Source organism: Anaerotaenia torta, assembly GCF_050433395.1.
Classification (GTDB): domain Bacteria; phylum Bacillota; class Clostridia; order Lachnospirales; family Lachnospiraceae; genus Mobilitalea; species Mobilitalea torta.
In genome coordinates this window covers 325,107-343,685 of sequence record NZ_JBNPXH010000003.1, presented here as the reverse complement: position 1 = coordinate 343,685, position 18,579 = coordinate 325,107, and the positions used below count along the sequence as shown (strand labels likewise).

At 49.5% G+C, this 18,579-nt stretch carries 14 protein-coding genes; 2 read left to right on the top strand and 12 right to left on the bottom strand.

Going from position 1 to position 18,579, the window contains the following annotated elements:
* Nucleotides 1-77: 77 nt before the first annotated feature.
* The 11 genes from feoB to HNQ56_RS07420 form a co-directional block, all read right to left on the bottom strand.
* Nucleotides 78-2,279 carry a ferrous iron transport protein B gene (feoB, locus tag HNQ56_RS07470; RefSeq protein WP_429144244.1) on the bottom strand — a complete coding sequence of 734 codons (2,202 nt, stop codon included), beginning with the start codon at nt 2,277-2,279 and terminating at the stop codon, nt 78-80.
* A 14-nt stretch (nt 2,280-2,293) separates the two neighbouring features.
* Nucleotides 2,294-2,512 carry a FeoA family protein gene (locus HNQ56_RS07465; protein WP_429144243.1) on the bottom strand — a complete coding sequence of 73 codons (219 nt, stop codon included), beginning with the start codon at nt 2,510-2,512 and terminating at the stop codon, nt 2,294-2,296.
* A gap of 25 nt (nt 2,513-2,537) precedes the next feature.
* Nucleotides 2,538-2,750 (bottom strand): FeoA family protein, encoded by a 213-nt coding sequence (locus HNQ56_RS07460; protein WP_429144241.1) that lies wholly within the window; start codon nt 2,748-2,750, stop codon nt 2,538-2,540.
* A gap of 250 nt (nt 2,751-3,000) precedes the next feature.
* Nucleotides 3,001-4,107 carry an HAD-IA family hydrolase gene (locus tag HNQ56_RS07455; protein WP_429144239.1) on the bottom strand — a complete coding sequence of 369 codons (1,107 nt, stop codon included), beginning with the start codon at nt 4,105-4,107 and terminating at the stop codon, nt 3,001-3,003.
* 79 nt (nt 4,108-4,186) lie between these two features.
* Complete coding sequence (locus HNQ56_RS07450; protein WP_429144237.1) at nt 4,187-6,295, bottom strand: bacterial Ig-like domain-containing protein; 2,109 nt, start codon at nt 6,293-6,295, stop codon at nt 4,187-4,189.
* 256 nt (nt 6,296-6,551) lie between these two features.
* Nucleotides 6,552-7,037 (bottom strand): xanthine dehydrogenase subunit XdhC, encoded by a 486-nt coding sequence (xdhC, locus tag HNQ56_RS07445; protein ID WP_429144235.1) that lies wholly within the window; start codon nt 7,035-7,037, stop codon nt 6,552-6,554.
* Entirely contained in the window at nt 7,037-7,918 is an 882-nt protein-coding gene (gene xdhB, locus HNQ56_RS07440) for a xanthine dehydrogenase subunit XdhB (protein ID WP_429144233.1), read from the bottom strand. The genes xdhC and xdhB overlap by 1 nt, the downstream gene beginning before the upstream one ends.
* A gap of 18 nt (nt 7,919-7,936) precedes the next feature.
* Entirely contained in the window at nt 7,937-10,219 is a 2,283-nt protein-coding gene (gene xdhA, locus HNQ56_RS07435) for a xanthine dehydrogenase subunit XdhA (RefSeq protein ID WP_429144231.1), read from the bottom strand.
* Between the two features lie 76 nt (nt 10,220-10,295).
* Nucleotides 10,296-13,655 (bottom strand): ATP-binding protein, encoded by a 3,360-nt coding sequence (locus HNQ56_RS07430; protein WP_429144230.1) that lies wholly within the window; start codon nt 13,653-13,655, stop codon nt 10,296-10,298.
* Entirely contained in the window at nt 13,615-14,262 is a 648-nt protein-coding gene (locus HNQ56_RS07425) for a DUF4194 domain-containing protein (protein ID WP_429144228.1), read from the bottom strand. The genes HNQ56_RS07430 and HNQ56_RS07425 overlap by 41 nt, the downstream gene beginning before the upstream one ends.
* Nucleotides 14,246-15,709, bottom strand: coding sequence for a Wadjet anti-phage system protein JetA family protein (locus tag HNQ56_RS07420; RefSeq protein WP_429144226.1), 1,464 nt, complete (start codon nt 15,707-15,709; stop codon nt 14,246-14,248). Before HNQ56_RS07420 ends, HNQ56_RS07425 begins: the two co-directional genes overlap by 17 nt.
* Before the next feature lie 326 nt (nt 15,710-16,035).
* Here HNQ56_RS07420 and HNQ56_RS07415 point away from each other — a divergent pair, with 326 nt between their 5' ends.
* Both HNQ56_RS07415 and HNQ56_RS07410 read left to right on the top strand, forming a co-directional pair.
* A complete protein-coding gene (locus HNQ56_RS07415) occupies nt 16,036-16,185 on the top strand; it encodes an OadG family protein (RefSeq protein WP_429144224.1) in 150 nt (49 codons plus the stop codon).
* Between the two features lie 36 nt (nt 16,186-16,221).
* Nucleotides 16,222-17,361 carry a sodium ion-translocating decarboxylase subunit beta gene (locus HNQ56_RS07410; protein ID WP_429144471.1) on the top strand — a complete coding sequence of 380 codons (1,140 nt, stop codon included), beginning with the start codon at nt 16,222-16,224 and terminating at the stop codon, nt 17,359-17,361.
* 144 nt (nt 17,362-17,505) lie between these two features.
* Here HNQ56_RS07410 and HNQ56_RS07405 read toward each other — a convergent pair whose 3' ends face one another.
* Entirely contained in the window at nt 17,506-18,534 is a 1,029-nt protein-coding gene (locus tag HNQ56_RS07405) for a ribonucleotide-diphosphate reductase subunit beta (RefSeq protein WP_429144222.1), read from the bottom strand.
* Between the last annotated feature and the right edge of the window lie 45 nt (nt 18,535-18,579).

Sequence of the window (18,579 nt, the reverse complement as noted above, 5' to 3'; positions counted from 1 at the left end):
TTATGTCCCTCCTATCACGGGTTCAGGCCATATCCGGCCCGAGTGCCGCTTTCGCCGGCCCAAGCGTAAAACTATGACTATCCAATAAACAGCCGGCCGATCTGATTGATCAGAAGCGCTACAATATATGCGGTTGCCATCTGCACACCGATTCCAAAACCGGTGAGCTTCCAGGTCTTCAATTCCCTCTTCATAGCGCCCACTGCCGCAAAGCAAGGCATACACAACAGGTTAAATGCCATATACGCATAAGCCGCCGCCTTATTCGGGATATCCTTCTTCATGGTGGTAAGGGCATTCTCATCTCCGCCCTCAAACAGGACGCCTTCGGCATAGATATCCGCCGCTGCTTCCTCATCGTATACACCTTCCTCAAAGCCCAGTTCTTCCAGTTCTTCGCTGGAGTAACCGGAGAAGAATTCCTCCAGATATTCCGGACTCAAATCCTCATCATACAGCTGGGCAAAGGTAACTACTACATTCTCCTTGGCAATCCAACCGGTAATAACACCAACCGTAGGTCTCCACTCGCCAAAGCCAAGGGGCTTGAAGATGGGAGCAAGAATACCGCTGCCCTTCGCCAGGAAGCTCTCATCCATCTCACTCATGATACTGCCGTCTTCATTGGCCGCAGCATTCTTTCCGTTAAAGGAATTAATATTGAAGCTGGACAGCACCCATATCAGAATGGTGGAAAGGAAGATGATGGTTCCTGCCTTAATTGCAAAATCCTTAATCTTCTCCGTAGCATGGATAGCAACACTCTTACCTGTAGGAATTCTATACTGGGGCAGCTCCATTACAAAATTGGATACCTCGGATTTATACACAAATTTATTCAGTAACAGAGAAACAATAATGGCAACCACAATACTCAGCATATAGAGAGAGTAGGTAACCAGGGTCTTATTGCTGTCCGCAAACAGTACCGATACAAACAGTGCAAAAATAGGCAGCTTCGCTCCGCAGGGCATGAAGCCTGTGATAATTGTCGTGATCCGGCGATCCTTCTCGGATTCCAGCGTCCTGGTTGCAGTAATGGCAGGAACACCGCAGCCAAATCCCATGAGCAGCGGGATAAAGGAACGTCCGGACAGCCCGAAACGACGGAAGATACGGTCCATAACAAAGGCAACTCTGGCCATATAGCCGCTGTCCTCCAGGAAGGACATCAGCAGGAAGAGTACCAGAACCAGCGGGATAAAGCCAATTACCGCTCCGATACCGGCCATAATACCGTCAAGCACCAGGGAGAATACCCAAGGAGAAGCGTTCTCCAGAGCTCCCTCTACAAGACCAGTCAGAGCCTCCCAGCCGCTCTCCGCCAGACCTGCAAGCCAGATCCCCGGACTGGGCAGCCCTTCGATAAACAGGAAGTTCTCACTGAAGGTACAGGCGAACATAAGATACATGACCACTGCAAAAATGGGAAGTGCCAGGAAACGGTTGGTTAATACCTTATCCAGCTTGTCGGACGTCGTCTCCACATGGCCTGTCTTGGCTTTCTTCACCGATTCCTTCACCAGCTTGGTTATGTATTGATATCTGAGATCCGCCATCTTTGCTTCCAGATCGCCGCCGTTCTTCTTCTCTGCTTCTTCGATGATCTGCTTCACTCTGGCCTTCGAAGCTTCTTCCATCTCCTTCTGCACCACTTCGTCTGCCTCAACCAGCTTCAGGGCTTTCCAGTAATTCTCTGATTCGTTTCCGCCCTTCAGCTGAATCTTAACCTCATCTATAATCTGATTCGTGCTCTCGTCAAAAACCTTCGGCCGCTCGGTCTGCTTCTTGTCCGCCGCCACCTTGGCAGCTGCTTTCATCAGCTCCTCCAGGCCCTTCCCGCTCCGGGCAACAATAGGAATTACCGGAACTCCAAGAAGCTTCTGCAGTTTCTCACAGTCGATCTTATCACCCTTGGACTCTACTTCGTCCATCATATTAATTGCTACTACCATGGGCACCGCAGTTTCCATAATCTGCAGAGTCAGATACAGGTTACGCTCAATACTGGTTCCGTCCACAATATTGATTACCGCATCCGGTCTTTCCTTCACAATATAATCTCTTGCTATAATCTCTTCTGCCGAATAAGGAGACAGGGAATAGGTTCCGGGCAGATCCAGAATGGACAGCTCCTTGTTCTTACGGTAAACGCCCTCTTTCTTATCCACCGTAACGCCGGGCCAGTTGCCCACATGCTGTCTGGCTCCCGTTAATTCATTAAATAGTGTAGTCTTCCCGCTGTTGGGGTTACCTGCTAATGCTATGATATAAGACATGTCTTTCCTCCTGATTATTCCACTGTAATTTGACTGGCTTCACTTTTCCTCAAGCTTAGCTCATAGCCTCGGATATTTACCTCAATCGGATCCCCCAAAGGCGCCACCTTAATTACCTTCACGGCTGCTCCCGGTGTCACTCCCATATCCATAATCCTCTTTCTGACGGGTCCCTTTTCCCCGATGGATGTTACTATGCCTTGCTGTCCTGGTTTTAGATCATTCAATGTCATGGTTTACCTCCGTTTTATATTTAAATTATTCTACTACTATCATCGATGCCAGGCCACGGTTCAAAGCAACCCGCACCCCCTTAATCAGCAGGATCAGCCCGCTGGGATTCACACCAATCACCTGCACGCTCTCGCCTCTCATAAATCCAAGATCCTGCAGATGCTTCTTCATCTCGTTCTTTCCCCGAAACTCCGATATTTTCCTGATCTCACCAACCTCCAACATTGCCAGTGACATATAATTCTCCTACCTTTCTTTATCCCATGAGTTTGATAATGATTATCAATTCCATTGATATCATAGAACACCGTGAAAGAAATGTCAAGAAGTTTTTGATATTGATTATCATTTACATTAATAGGGGTAAAGAACAGCAAAAGAGAAGAGCCGGGGTCAATGTAATCCCAGCTCTTCTCTTCATTATTTTATCTTTTATTTCTTTATTATTTTTTGAATGGGATATACCTGAATAACAGCCTGGCGGAAATCAGATTCTCACACCCAGTCTCCGCAGTTCCCGAACCATCTGTTCTCCGTCCTTCACTTGTATCGTATGGAAGCCGAAGGGTCTGGCTCCTTCCAGATTGGCTGCCAGATCATCCAAAAACACCGCCTTCGAAGGATCAATTCCATACTTATCAATTAAGGCCCGGTATATCTCCGGCTCCGGTTTAATCACCTTCACCTCATAAGAGATAATTCCGCCGTCCACATAGTCCAGAAAACGGAAGAAAGGCTTACATGCCTGAAAATGCCTCCTGCTGTAATTAGACAACAGATACACCCGGTATCCCGCGGCTTTCAGACCCTTCACAAATTCCGGCGAATAATCATATTCCTTCACTATTTTATCAAAGGAGGAAAAGAAAACCCTTATCTCCTTCTCTACACCGGGATCTCTGGCTATACTCTGCTCAATCAGTTCCTCCTCATCCTGGCAGCCCCGGTCCCATTCATCCCAGAAACCGCTGAGCACCGTGGCGGCTGCCACCCGGTCCACTGTCTCCCGGCTGTAACCGCACTCCTCAAGGTATTCCCTCCACCGGAAACGCGCCAGCACATTTCCGATATCCAGCACAACGGTGTCAATCCCCCCGGCTTTTGCAGAGGCCGCGTTCTTTTGGAATGCAACTCGCGGATCTCCATTCTCCAGATAGATGGTACCGCATCGGCGGTAGCCGTTCTTCATCAAAAACCCCTGCATAATCTTATTGTCTTCGTGGGTATCAATCCTGATATTAGGGCACTGGTTAAAGCACCAGTCCAGGCAGAAGGAAGCCACTCCCTTTTTATGGCTGGCGGATGCAATCCGGTGTACTACCCCGTACGGCTCCTCATCCAGCCATTCCCCATCATATATTGTTGCATAAGTGGGATCGCTGCCCACTGCAAAATAGAACACTCCTGCAATCCGGCCCTCTTCGGTGCAGACATAGCTCCTCTTTGCCGCAATGTCTTCCGTAATCAGCTCCCTGCCGGGATATCCGCCGACCCATTGCAAAAGATTACCGCTCTGCCTCATATATTCCCTGGCATGGTCATAGATGCCCATGACCGTATCCAGATCCGAATACTCGGTCAGCCTTATCTCCATATCTTCTGTTCCTCCTATTGGTAAATACTTCAACACTCTGACTATTATAATACCAATGTCGGATGAAATCTATCCCGAATTACTCTGAGGGAAGAATTTTCGTAAGATCAAAGGCACTGATTCTGTCCACCTTATAGGAGGCATTCTCAAAGGCGGCTGATTCAAACAATACATACAAATATCCGCCGTCCAGTGCAATTCCCTCATTCATGGAAGGAACATATTCATATTTAACCACACTGCCGAGCTTAATGCTTCCGCTGCCTTCCATGGAAAGATCCGGCCGGTATACGTCAATCCGCCTCATATATCCCCGCAGGCCGGCATACAACTGGCAGGAGCGGGATATGATCATCTGTCCGTCCTCCGTAAATGCAATTCCCTGTACCCTGGTAGGCATCGTCATCGTATCTTCTCTGGTCAATTCAGCATAGGAACCATAATCATCGATGGAAAAGCTATAAAGCTTCGTTGTCTCCAATTCATTATAGGAGCCGACCCACAGCTTGTCATTATAATATGCAATGTAAGAAGCGGAAAGTCCCACCTTGCAGACAGAATGGAAATTCACTTCCACATAGGGCTCTCCCGATTTGGCCGCTGCCTTAATATCGGAATACGAGATGGCCGATACTTTGCTTCCGGTGGTGATCCACACATTTTTGCCGTCATAGCAGATTCCGCCGACATGGGCGTTGGTAGGAAGAATCAAAGTAGTCACAAGCTCCCGTGTCTTCTTGTCCATGCAATAGACCACGGACAATTCTTCTCCCGCCAGATCATAGGCCGTCATCAGCAGATAATTTCCGGCAAAGGCAATTCCCTGAGGACACATGGCGGTGCTGGTAAAGCCCCCCACGTTGGTATTCACCAATCCCGGAATTACATAACTTTTCTTAAAATTCACATTATTCTTGAAAAAATCTATGGTGGTATAAGCCGTCGACTTTAAGAACGCCGCCTTGTCCGCAAAATATTTAGGCTGGGTGCTGGTCGGCAAAATCTCCTCTATCGTAACGGTCGTCAGATCGGAGCTGACACCCTCATAGACCACTCCGTTATAATCCCTCTTTGCCACTATATAAAAGGAATAGGAAGCTCCCAGAGTCAGTTCCTCCACAATATAGGTATTGCCGCTGCTGCTATCCCGGGTGCTTATAAGACTGTATCCCGAAATATCATCTCCCATGTAAATATCATAAGAAGTAGCGCCATTCACCAGGGTCCAGGTCAGTCTGGCCTTACCATCACCCGCCTTGCTTTTTAAGGGCACCTTGGCCGGATTGGTACTGGTATCGAGAGCGGGTGACAACTCACCTCCAAAAAACTTATTCAGCCTGTGCGCGGCTACCTGATACCGGTATCCGGTGCCTGACTTCAGCCCGGTATCCCTATAGGAGGTCGTAACAGAATCCCCAACATAGGTAAGGGCTCCGGTTGCCGCATCCACTCTGTAAATACTGTAGCCTGCCGCATCCGTTACCGGGCTCCAGGTCAGTTCTACAAAGGTATCCCCCGTATTAACCACCGATACTGACTCTACCTTTCCAGGTGCCGTGGCGGCGGAAAACGGTTCGGAAAAGTCCCCGTAATTGGTCACCCCGTCCACTGTCATGGCCAACCGGATCATATATGTATTCACCGCCGTACTGCTGTCATATACCGTATAGGAATTCTCCAATGTGGTGGTCAGCAGCTGGAATGTGCCGGACACTATATCCTTACGGTAAATCTCATAATGAGTGGCTCCGGCTGCCGCGTCCCATGCAAGGGTATAGGAATCCATCGTTACCCCGCCGGCCCTAAGATTCGTGATTTTCGCCGCTTGGACAGACACATTGATGTCAACAGAATAGTCTCCATAACGGATTGTGATCTTCTGTGTGCCCAGTTGATCACTGCGAAAGCCTTCCACTATAAAATCGGTGATAATGCTTTCACTTCCGTCACTGTTTATACGAACCAGCTCCAAACCGGAGGAATCAAAGCTCTCACCGTAGGTATAGACTGTTTTTTTAGGGAATCTGGACAGATAGACCTGCGAAGCGGCAGCCTCGCCGTCTCCGGTATCCTGTGTCTCCCCGACACCTCCCCCGTTTACTTCCGCTGCCATGACCCTGACGGGATCAGAGAAACCGAAGAGAAATATAGAAACCAAAAATAATAATGCCAGTTTTTTCTTCATCATCCATGCCACTCCTTACTAGTAAACAATTGCCACTTGATCCATGTAGTGACTACTATAAGGGGATAGTTTGTCATTCCTGTGGTAAAAAGATGAAGAAAAGATTAAGAAGCCCCATTAACAGCCCATTGAAGGCCGGAATATGGAAAATGCAAAAGGCATACCACCGATATTGCATCCCTGTTGGGATAGAATATCGGTAATATGCCTTTCTGATAAAAATTTCTATTAGAAGCTTCTATTACTCCGCTCCGGGATTCTAGAGCTTGCCCAAACGGCGGAGCATGGTCTTTTCTACAGCATTCAATATATTCTCGTAACCGGTACAGCGGCATAGATTTCCCGATAGCTGCTTTCTCAGCTCTTCCCTGGTGAATTCTTTGCCGGTCTCCAGAAGCTGGACTGCCGTCATAACAAAGCCAGGCGTGCAGAAGCCGCATTGTACTGCCGCTTCATCGATAAAGGCCTGCTGAATATCCGCCAGCTCACCCTCCGGGCCCAGCAGACTCTCCAGGGTACGGATATTCTTCCCGTCCGCCCATACCGCCAGGTAGATACAGGAGTTAAAGCACTCTCCGTCTATGATCACATTACAGGCACCGCATTCTCCTACCTCACAGCCCTTCTTCACCGAGGTGAGGCGGTAATCATTGCGAAGCATATCCGTCAGGGAAGCCCGGACATCCACCATGGTCTCCGTCTGCTTGCCGTTGATCGTACATTTGACTAATTTATACTGTGCCATTATACAACACCTCCCGAAAGCCTGATTGCTTCTGATAAGCAGCGATAAGCCATTTCCACGGCGATGTGCTGACGCAGCGCCTTGGAGGCACGCCAGCTGTCACGGGGCCTGATATCCTCCAGCACAGCCTCACTGATACGCCGGAGCAGATCTTCACTGATCTCCTGCCCCTTTCCTGCTTCCTCCGCATGAACAGCACGGAGAGGCGTAGGTCCCTGGACACCATAGGCGATGCGGACGTCTTCCATAACCCGCTTGTCTGCGGACAGCTTTACATTTACAGAACAGCCGGAGGTTGCAATATCCATGGCATTCCTCATGGCATATTTGATATAATGTCCCTTATATCCCTCATAGCATTCCTTCCGGATTAATATCGCTGTCTGAAGCTCGCTGGGACGGATATCCACCACACCTGCCTTCAGATAGAATTCCTGAATGGGAACCAGACGTTTTCCCTCACTGCCTGTCAGCTCAATAACCGCATCCCAGGCAAACAGGGTGGAAGCGGAATCTGCAGAGGTCACTCCATTGCAGGTATTGCCGCCGATGGTTCCGATATTGCGGATCTGGGGGCCTCCCACCATATCCACAGCCTCTCCCAGCACATTGATATACTGCCGGATAACCGGGCTCTGGGTGATATGGCTGAAGCTGGTCAGAGATCCGATGCGGATTGTTCCGTCTTCCTCCAGCGTTACGCCCCGAAGCTCATCCAGCCCATAGATGCTGATCAACTTCTTGCCCGCAAGCTTTCCTTCCCTCATCTGAACCAGGATATCACTTCCCCCCGCCAGAATCAGCGCCTCGGGATGTGCCGTCCGAAGCTCCGCTGCATTCTGCACGCTGGTTGCTTCAAATAATTCTTTTATATCATACATAGACTCTGTCCCCCTCTCCTATATTAATCCTTCCTCTTTGAAACGGTCAAAGAGGATATGGGGTGTCATAGGGATATCATTGATTGCAACCCCTGTTGCATGAAGGATTGCATTCCGGATCGCCGGCGCTACCGGACATACCGGAGGCTCACCAAGGGCTTTTGTTCCAAAAGCGCTGGTGGGCTCATAATTTTCAACAAACTGTGCTTCCAGATGGGGGTGATCCATAAAGGTGGAGAGCTTATAATCCAACAGGTTATCATTCAGTGTCTTGCCTGTCTTTGGATCAAAGAGCAGCTGCTCCGCCAGTGCGTAACCAATTCCCATACTCATCCCGCCATGCACCTGGGCCTCGGCCAGAGCCGGATTAATCAGCTGCCCGGCATCGTGGACATTAATAATATCCAGCAGCTTCACCTTGCATAAGGGAATGTCCACCTCAACCTCAGCGAAGCAGCAGCCGAAGGAATATGCATTGCTCTTAATCTGATAGGTGCTCTCGGAGGTAATATGCTCACTGTGGGTTAAGCTGTAGATCGCTTCGGTAGCCAGGTCGCCCAGGGAGATCATCACGCGTCCGTCCCCTTTCCGTACGATCTGCCCATCGATAATATCCAGTTCAAAAGCCGGCATCCTGGTGAGCTCATAGGCATATTTCAGAATCTTCTCCTTTAGGAGCAGAGCCGTCTGCTTGATGGAGAAGCCCGCCACATAGGTCTGTCTGGAGGCATAAGCGCTGGTTCCAAAAGGGGTCACATCCGTATCCTGGGTGGATATTACATGAACCTTCTCAAAAGGAATTCCTAAAGCATCCGCCGTCATCTGGGCAAATGCGGTGTCGGCACCCTGGCCGATCTCTGTTTCCGCAAGCTGCACCTGTACCGAGCCATCCTGGTTCAATACCATCCTGCAGGCCGAAGTCTCCAGGCTGATGGGCCATACCGCCGTATTATACCAGAACACAGCACAGCCCACTCCCTTGCGGATGGGTCCCGCCTGATTCTGGTATTCCTCGAACTTACGGTCAAAATCAATATATGCCCGTCCCTTGTCAAGGCATTGATTAAAGCTGTCAAAATAATTCTCATTCTTGGAAAAGGTGTCCACATAGCCTACGGGCATCACGTACTTCTTCCGGTATTCCACCGGATCAAATCCCAGCTTGCGGGCGATTTCCTCCGTGTGGGCTTCTACCGCAAACATTGCCTGGGGAATACCGTAGCCTCTCATGGCACCCGCAACCGGCCTGTTCGTAAACACCGTATAGGAATCGCATTCCATATTGTCACAGGGGTACAGCTGGGGGAAGGCATTCATTCCTTTGGCCGCAATTCCGTGCCCATGGGAAGCATAGGCTCCCTGATTGGAGAAGCATTCCAGCTTCCGTGCCGCAAAGGAACCGTCGGGACGGACCCAGCTGATAATATGGCTGCGGATCGCATGGCGCACACGGTTGCTTACAAAGGTCTCCTCCCTGGTCGCGTCCAGCTTCACCGTACGTCCTCCCACCTGGGTCGTCAGATAGGCACACAGGGGTTCATACAGCGAGTCCTGCTTATTGCCGAAGCCGCCGCCGATATACGGCTTGACAATGCGGACATCGCCCCAGGGAATTCCCAATGCCTGGCCGACAATCCGGCGGATAATATGAGGAATCTGAGTGGAGGACACCACGGTGATCCGGTTGCCTTCCATACTGGCATAACAGATATGATTCTCGATATGGCAGTGCTGCACCGTGGGAGTCTCATACCAGCCCTCAAATTTAATCAGACCCGGCTCCTTGATGGCTTCCTCGTAATTACCCCGGCGCACGGCGCTGTGCCCCAGGATATTACCCGGATAAGCTTCATGCAGCTGGGGCGCATCCGGCTTCATCGCCTCCTGCACATCCAGGACAAAAGGATACTCCTCATATTCTACCTTAATCTCCTCCAGCGCCTGCTTTGCGGCAATCTCATTCTCCGCAATCACCGCTGCCACCTCATCTCCGTAATAAAGTACTCTATCCGTAAGCAGAAGTCTGTCCGCCACATCCTGGTGTCCGGGATCTGTGGACCAGGGATGTCCCGCCGTAGGGAAATAGAACTTCGGTACGTCAAAACAGGTGACTATTTTAACCACTCCGGGTATTTTCATTGCCTCAGAAGTATCAATGGATTTAACGATACCGTTTGCAATTGTCGAATGTAAGATCTTCGCAATGTATGCATTCTTTTCACAAAGATCATCGGTATATTTCGCTCTACCGATTACCTTGTCCAGCGCATCCACGCGCGGAACACTTTGACCGACTGACATATCAGCAACCTCCTTATTTATATAAAGAAAATTCATATCTTTATTATAACACATCTCCACGAAAATTTGTATCTATTTATTCCTGTAAATTATGTAAAGTATAAGCGTAGCTTATAAATTCTTTCTTCTCAAATTCCTGGACCGAGATGCGGTTCTTGTTCGGATTGGCAAAAACAAAGGTCTTGTCCACATTGTCCACATAATTTTGAATCTTATCATTGGTGGCGCTGATGATGGCCTGGAAGCCCAGCTTACGGATCAGGCCGATGCAGCTTCCCACCTTTTCCGCATCCATCTTGGAAAAGGCTTCATCCAGGACCACAAGCCTCGGGGTCGGTCTTCTCCTGGCCGTCGTCTTCAAATTAATGCGGTATACCTGGGCAAAGCTGGCCAGCAGCGCCACATATAAAGGATTCTGCCCCTCTCCGCCGGAGTTCTTGGACAGCATTCTGCTGAGCCGCATGGGAGGCATGCCCTCCACCAGCTGCTCCATATCAAAGGATAGATAGGTCCGGTAATCCGCATATTTCTCCATATTGGCCCTGGCTTCCTCCAAAGCCTTGGTATCGCTGTTCTCCGGGGGCATGAAGAGCTCCAGCAGCTCATCGATCAGATTACTGTAATCCTTCTCATGCTGCAGGGTAAAGAGATCCATCTGATTGTTCATATTGCCCGCCAGACGCTGGGGGTTGATCTCCAGATTCTCATCCATGAACATATCATAGAATTTGCCGTCTTCCCCTTTATTTCTCGTGATGATAAACCGGTACTTATCCTTGCCGAAGTCCAGCTGCGCCAGAACCCGGTTTAACTCCTCCTTCTGCTGCATCACTTCCTTAATGGCATCCCGGATCTTATAAATAAAATCAGATTTAAAATGGTGTATCGCCTTGACCGCCTGTTCATTGGCCTTTCTGGTAAATTCCCCGAGCCGGTCACTGCTTAAGCTGTCCAAAAGCTGATCGTATTCCTTGTTTTCCCTGCTGGTCAGAGAGAAGCCCCGGTATGCATATACCCCATGATACTGCTCTCTTTTGCGAAGCAGCCTGTCATACTCCTCCTGCAGCCTGGAACCACTCTGCTGCTTCCGGTTCTGCAGCTCCAGACGAAGCTTTTCCATGGCCTTCCCATCCGGCTCATCTCCTGCTTCCCACCGCCAGGGATATGCCGCCTCCAGCTGTTCATCCACGAGATGAAGCTTTTGCTTTTCCAGCAGTTCTTCATTCAAGGAAAGCAGTATCTTTGCCTCTTCTGCCAAAGAATTCTCCCGGCTTTGCAGTTCAAAAGCGGCTTTTTCCTTCTGTCTTCCCTTCGACTTTATCGCCTGCTCCAGAAGCTCCTTCGCAGCCTTCCATTCGTCGATGCTGCGTTCCTTCAGCTCCTCGATTTTATGCAGGTATTCTTCCCTTTGGGCTTCCTTCTCCCGGATGCGGAGCACCTCCTGCAGCCGGCTGATATAGGCTTCCTCGCCGTCCTGCAGATATTCCTTCTGCAGAAGTCCGCTGATCTCAGCCAGCTTCCGCTCCAGAGGCTCCAGCTGTTCCCTGCACTGCCCCAGCTTCTCATCCAGCTGTTCCAATCTTCGCTCAATGGCTCTTCGTCCGATGTAAGCCTCTTCCGTATAGTTTCTCGGATTCATGTGCTGGAGCCGATAGCCTTGATAGAGCATACAGTCCGGAGTAATCGCATTTTTATGGCTGGGCAGCTCCTTCGCCGTGCTGCATTTTATCACATTGCCCAGAAGATATCCCACATATGCCTCAGCCTCCCCGGTTGCGCCCTCTACTTCCTCTGCCAGGGAATTAGCCCGGATGGGCCTTGCATCCCTTCGGACGCTTTCCGTATCCACAATGGCTGCTTTATAGTATTTCCCGGAGTCCAGTCCGGCGAATAGTTCGATGGCCGCCCTGGAATATTCGGCCGGTACCATCAGGCCCAGCTTGCTATTCCCAAGATAGCCTTCCACCGCATTGCGCCACCGCTCATTCCTGATCTCAATGACATCCGCAAGGATATCCACCCGGATGGGCAGCCCGTAGATTCGCTCCAATTCCCTGGTTATGATGTCCTTTGCTTCCAGCAGATAGGACGGATACGCCTTCTGCCCCTTCTGCAGCAGCGCGGTCTGGCGAAGGACCTCTCCCAGCTTCTGCTTCCCTTCCTTAACCGCGGCGGAGGCTTCTTCCTTCTCCTGCTCCAGCCGGGTGCGCAGCTGTACAAGCTCTGTCCGGATTTGGGTTACTTCCTCCGGTGACGCCTCATATTCTTTCATACGCAGAATTATCTTCTGTGCCGAAGGCTCCAGATAATCGGTATCCAGCCATTCTCCCAGCCGGGAGAGGGTTTTGTCCAGATCCGCCCTGCTCCGGTAAAGCAGCTCCAGCATCTGGTTGATGCTTCCAATCTCCGCTTCCAGATGCTCGTAACCGCTGTTCTGGATTGCATATACCACCTCATCCCGTTCTGTCTGGAGGGCGGAAAGCTCTCCTTCCAGCTGTTCGATGGAATGCTCCAGCAGCTTCTTGTCCGAACTGTACTCTGCCTGTTGGATCTGAAGCTTTTTAATCCTGGCCTCCAGAGAGACCAGCTCCAGCTTCTCCAATCCATAGCCAAGCTTCCTGATTTCCTCGTTCTGAGCTTCATAGCATCCGTACTGCTCCCTAATCTCCTCCAGAAGGGTGATTTCCTTCCTGGTATCCTCCAGCCTTCGTTTTAGCCGGGTATACTGGGCCACGCTGTCCTGCATATCCTCCATATGGATATCGTTCTCGGTGCAGATGTAATTCTTAACAAAATCCTCCAGCTTCATATCCATCTTAAAGGGAATTGCCTTCTTGAACAGCGCCGGAAAATGCTTGGGATGCAGACCTCCTAAGAAATTGGCATACAGCTCATTCCTGAATTTTTCATTGGTTCTGCTGAAATAATAATTCTCGCCGGAATAATTGCTTTCTATATACCCTTTCAGCTCACTGATCGAAAGCGCTTTTTCACCGTCACGGTAATGATTCGATGCCAGCTCTCCCGTATGCCAGAAGAACAGCCTGTTGATATCATTCACGCTGACGTCCACATCAAATACCACTCCGATGCTCTGATACTTGCCTGTCTCGGTATCCTGAAACTCCAGCACCAGAGTTGTGGAGAAATTCTTATTTCTCAGGTAGCTTATTTCATTATTTTCCTGGACCACCTTCATACCGCGAAGATACTCAATCAGGGTACGGTCTGAATCCTCCTTTGCCGCCTTATTAAAGAAGCTGCGTCCGTTGCTGTCCGCGTACAATACAATCTGCAGCGCATCTAAAACCGTGGATTTGCCGCTGCCGGAATGTCCGGTAAAGAAGTTGACCCCATCGTGAAAAGACAGTATTTTTTCACTGATATAATGCCAATTATTCAGACACATCTTCGAAAGTGCTTGATATCTGTCCATCCTCCGCTGCCTCCTCTTCCTCCTGGTATTGCTCGATGATTGCCGCAATCGACTGGCTGTCCAATAAAAGATTGATTGTGGGGTAGATGATGAATCTGGTATCCCCGTCCAGCTCGCCGGTCTCCTCAGTGATTTCAATAATCTGGTACTTCTTCAGAGCCGCAATGGTTTTCTTCAGCTCCGTGGGAGAGATGGATCTGCTGTTCCACAGGCGGAATAGCTGGATCTTCTCAAACACCTCATTCAACGAGGCATATACATGGATGGAGCTGGATGCGGTATTCATCTGCTCATCAAAAATAAGCTTGAGAAGCAGTAAAAATATCGTTGTCAATCTGCTCAGCTTGTCTCCCTGCAAATTCCTGGTCACAATCTGCATGATCCCGTACTGGCGGTTCTCAATCAGATCGATATCGGCAATTTTAAAGTATTCCTTCAAAAAGTCCAGGTGGCGCTCACAAATCCGGTAGGCCTGATTGGGTAGATAGCGCTGCGTTTTTTTATCGTATTTGCGCTCCAGAAGGTAGGTCTGGTGATACAGGGTTTTGACCACCTCCCTGAGCTCATCCTTTTCTTCATCCAGAAGTTCATCATAATAAGGGAACATAGATATCCTTTCCGCCAGTCTGCACCGGGCCGTCTATATTGCTGTTCTTCACAAAGATAATATCCGGATAGGAATACATACCGTTCGTAACTATAGCCTGCCCGCGGGTATCTGCGGCCGCCTCCCCCTCCCGATGCTCCTGCGGGGGCACAACATGGAAGGGACTGGTTCTTCTCATACTATAGTCGTAGGCCAGAATCAGCAGTTCAAATTCCTCATCATTGGTAATGGAATACTCCCCCGTCCGAAAGATCCCCTCCTCCATCCGCTCCAGGATAAATGCCTCGATCTGCGCCTTATGATAACGGGGCTTATTCCGGTTAATCCGAAGAATATCCTCCTTGGAAAGCTCTTCCTCCGTCACCGTATCCATTTCCACAGTTTCTTCAAATTGCTTTCTCCTGCCCCTCTTCTTGTAGAAGGAATCCGGTGTAATGACGGTCAGATCATTGATGCGCAATGTCCGGGCCACCTCGGGGTACCGCTTGGCTCCCTCCGCACCGGACATCAGATTCAGCAGCGCAATCACATTGCCCTGCATATTGTCCTCGTTGCTTAACAGGTATTCCAGACGGCTGACGGTTGCCTTGATATATTTGCTATGCTCCGCATCAATATGAGAGATTCGGTTCTCCATATTCAGGATGCCCCGGTCTATCTCATCAATAATCCGCTGGAATTCCTCCTCGATCTCCCGCTCTCCCCTTCCTTCCGGCATCAGCCTCCGTTTCAAAAGGTTCAGCCGGTTCTCATCCTCGCTGATGGTGCGCAGAAGCCTTTTGATATCATTTTTATAGATATAAAAATTGTCACCGGTCTTAAGCAGGCTGTATTTCCGGTTGACGATAGCCTCCACATAGCCGTTCAGGTGCTCCAGCAGCAGCTCTTCATAATTCTCCTTCTCCAGAAGGGCGCCGAAGAACCGGTCCATATTATGGAGCATATTCTGGAGGGAACGGTTCAGCCTGGCAGTATTGACCGCCGCGGCCCTTAACAGCTCCATCCCGGCCTTGGTATCGTAATAAAAGGAATAAATACTGGTATACACGTTCTGTATGTACAAATCCTGATCCTCCGCATCAGGATGGTTGATTCTGCGGATTGTCTCAATAAAAGCCGAAGCATAATCCGGAATGATGATATTGGTCTGAAAGGAGCTGTAATCCTCCACCCGTTTCAGCCAGGAGAAGCGAAGGAGACGGTTCAGGATCTTTGCCGCCATGGGCTCCATGATATCCGCATCCTGCTCCTCATCATCTGCGGAAATATCCACAATCCGGTCTGCAAAATGCTCCGCGATCAATTGAACACAGGTTTCCTTCGTCAGAAAGTAATCATTATACAGATACTCGTCATAGATTGATGTCAGCGCTTCCATGTAGATATACCGGTTTCTTGAACTGAATACCGTCCAAAACTGCTGGGGTAACTGATATATTTCTTTCATTGTCTCTCCTTGGTATGTCTTACTCTTTGCATTAGACTATTGTAACATTAATTGCAGACCGGACGCAATCCTTGTTTTGTAATCATGACACGCATTCTTCGCATTCTTTACGAGGCAGACCTGTGCCCATATTGACATTTTTCATCCTATGTGTTACTATTTTAACAATTCCGGTTGGCAGTTAATTCTTCTTTAGCTGTTTCAAGTTTTGAGCTTAAGGGTGGAGGGCTTGGTTTTTTCAAGCTCTCCTTTTTTATGTCCTAAATTCTCGGAAACCGGCCTTACCGGCTTTTATATAACTTTATCATTACTGACATAAGAAAGGAGTGAGTATATTGCCTTTATCCGAAAGTATTCTTATTGCCATCATCTGTATGGCTGTGGTATTTGCTGTTCTTGGGATTCTCTGGGCTATCGTCCGAATTTTTTCCCTCCTCATCAAATCCATTGAACAAGGACAGAATAAAAAGAGGTAGGATCAACCAAAGAAAAGACATCTAAAGGAGGAACTCATTGTGTTTATCGATTCAGTTGTAAAATTATTAGAGGATTCCGGATTTGCCGCATTAACCTGGCAATCCCTGGTTATGATTGTAATTGCATGCGTACTTATGTACCTCGCTATCGTTAAGAAATTCGAACCGCTCCTGCTGCTGCCCATCGCCTTTGGCGTGCTGCTGGCTAATTTGCCGCTGACCGGATTAATGGCGGAACCGGCCAGCGCATCGGAGGCCGGAGGCTTACTATATTATCTTTATCTGGGCGTAAAGAAAGGCATCTACCCTTCCCTGATTTTCCTTGGAATCGGAGCTATGACTGATTTTGGCCCCTTAATCGCCCGGCCCAGCAGCATGCTGATGGGAGCCGGCGCCCAGCTTGGCATAGCCATTGCTTTCGTTGTTGCCAATCTCCTTGGCTTTGACCCTCAGGAAGCCGCCTCCATCGCTATCATCGGAGGTGCAGACGGCCCCACCGCCATTTATCTGACTACCCGACTGGCTGTCCATCTGCTGGCTCCCATATCCATTGCGGCATATTCCTATATGGCCCTCATCCCGCTGATCCAGCCTCCTCTCATGAAGCTTCTGACCACCCGCAAGGAACGCGAGATCAAGATGGAACAGCTGCGCAACGTATCAAAGCTGGAAAAGATATGCTTTCCTGTCGCCGTCTCCATCTTCTGTATCCTTTTGCTTCCTTCCGTAGCTCCTCTGATCGGAATGCTGATGCTGGGCAATCTGTTCCGGGAATCCGGAGTTGTGGAACGAATTACCGACACAGCACAGAACGCCTTGATTAACATTGTAACCATCTTCCTTGGAGTTACCGTAGGCGCAACAGCTGCCGGAAGCGAATTTCTGAAGCCAGGGACTCTCAAAATCATTTTCCTTGGCCTGGCAGCATTTATATTCAGCACCATCGGCGGTTTATTGATCGCAAAGTTCATGTGCTGGATAACCAAAGGAAAGATCAATCCGCTGATCGGCTCCGCAGGAGTATCTGCCGTTCCCATGGCAGCCCGTGTGTCCCAGGTGGAGGGCCAGAAAGCCAACCCTGGCAATTATCTTCTGATGTTCGCTATGGGTCCCAATGTGGCAGGTGTAATCGGCTCCGCTGTTGCCGCCGGCATCTTGCTCTCTCTCCTCGGCTAATAGGAATACTTAACCTATAAAGTGCTGCAGACATCCCCCGCATCTTAATTCCCGCGGGAAACCTGCAGCACTTTTTATCTTTCCTGCCGCTCCCTGATAAAGGGCAGCAATTTCTGTTCCCGCATTTGCCGGGTCAGACGCAAATCATTCCAGATCGTCAAAATCAAAGGCCGCCGCCTTCGTATAATTGGTCACCTTGGCTTCGAAGAAATCCGTCTTCGTGCTGTTGAGATTGGAAAAGCCCTCAATCCACGCCATGGGATTCTCCGTTATCTCCGGATACAGCTCCTCCAGGCCGATGGCCTTCAGCCTCTGATTTCCCAGGTATTTGATGTATTTCTCAATCAGCTCATGGTTAATGCCCAATATCTCATTATTGGTCACATACTGTCCCCAGGCGATCTCATGTTCCACTCCGGTTCGCATCATCTCCCGGATCTCCTGCGTCAGCTCCGGGGTGAAAAGCTCCGGATTCTCGGTGCGAAGCTCCTTCAGGATGTTCTGGAACAATACCAGATGGGTCACCTCATCCCGGTTAATGTATTTGAAGATGGTACTGGTGGCCGTCATCTTCCCCTGCCTTGCCAGGGTATAGAAGAAACTGAAGCCGGAGTAGAAATAAATTCCCTCCAGAATATAATTGGCCACTACGGTGCGCAGGAAATTACCGATGGAGGCATCCTCATTGAAGCGCTGGTAAATATCCGCAATATACCGGTTTCTCTCCAGCAGATGCTTGTCCTCACGCCATTCATCATAAATCTTGTCCCGGGTCACCGGGTTGGTCACCGTATCCAGGATATAGGAATAGCTCTGGGCATGGATCTCCTCCTGGAAGGCTTGAATATTCAGCAGGGAGGATATCTCCGGCGCGGTGACATAGCGGGAGAGGTTGGGCAGATTCTCGCTCTGGATGGAATCCAGGAAGTTCAGGAAGGCAATGATCTTGTCAAAGGCTCTCCTCTCCCCATTGGTCAGCAGGGGGAACTGCTTAATATCCTCATTCAGTGAGATTTCCTCCGGTATCCAGAAATTATTCAGCATGGTCCGGTAGAAGGTGTTGGCCCAGCTGTATTTGATGCGGTTCCATTCCCTCAGATTCGTGGTATTGCCGTTAATTAACGCTTCTGTTCCCCTAATTCCATGTTCATTAAAGATTCTCTTCTTATTCATTCCTCGTTTCCTCCATTCGGTGTCACACATTCGGTGTCAGGCACC

What these genes read in the sequence shown, in the direction of transcription:
- feoB (WP_429144244.1), bottom strand. Translation starts at nt 2,279, where the DNA reads ATGTCTTATATCATAGCATTAGCAGGTAACCCCAACAGCGGGAAGACT.
- HNQ56_RS07465 (WP_429144243.1), bottom strand. Translation starts at nt 2,512, where the DNA reads ATGACATTGAATGATCTAAAACCAGGACAGCAAGGCATAGTAACATCC.
- HNQ56_RS07460 (WP_429144241.1), bottom strand. Translation starts at nt 2,750, where the DNA reads ATGTCACTGGCAATGTTGGAGGTTGGTGAGATCAGGAAAATATCGGAG.
- HNQ56_RS07455 (WP_429144239.1), bottom strand. Translation starts at nt 4,107, where the DNA reads ATGGAGATAAGGCTGACCGAGTATTCGGATCTGGATACGGTCATGGGC.
- HNQ56_RS07450 (WP_429144237.1), bottom strand. Translation starts at nt 6,295, where the DNA reads ATGATGAAGAAAAAACTGGCATTATTATTTTTGGTTTCTATATTTCTC.
- xdhC (WP_429144235.1), bottom strand. Translation starts at nt 7,037, where the DNA reads ATGGCACAGTATAAATTAGTCAAATGTACGATCAACGGCAAGCAGACG.
- xdhB (WP_429144233.1), bottom strand. Translation starts at nt 7,918, where the DNA reads ATGTATGATATAAAAGAATTATTTGAAGCAACCAGCGTGCAGAATGCA.
- xdhA (WP_429144231.1), bottom strand. Translation starts at nt 10,219, where the DNA reads ATGTCAGTCGGTCAAAGTGTTCCGCGCGTGGATGCGCTGGACAAGGTA.
- HNQ56_RS07430 (WP_429144230.1), bottom strand. Translation starts at nt 13,655, where the DNA reads ATGGACAGATATCAAGCACTTTCGAAGATGTGTCTGAATAATTGGCAT.
- HNQ56_RS07425 (WP_429144228.1), bottom strand. Translation starts at nt 14,262, where the DNA reads ATGTTCCCTTATTATGATGAACTTCTGGATGAAGAAAAGGATGAGCTC.
- HNQ56_RS07420 (WP_429144226.1), bottom strand. Translation starts at nt 15,709, where the DNA reads ATGAAAGAAATATATCAGTTACCCCAGCAGTTTTGGACGGTATTCAGT.
- HNQ56_RS07405 (WP_429144222.1), bottom strand. Translation starts at nt 18,534, where the DNA reads ATGAATAAGAAGAGAATCTTTAATGAACATGGAATTAGGGGAACAGAA.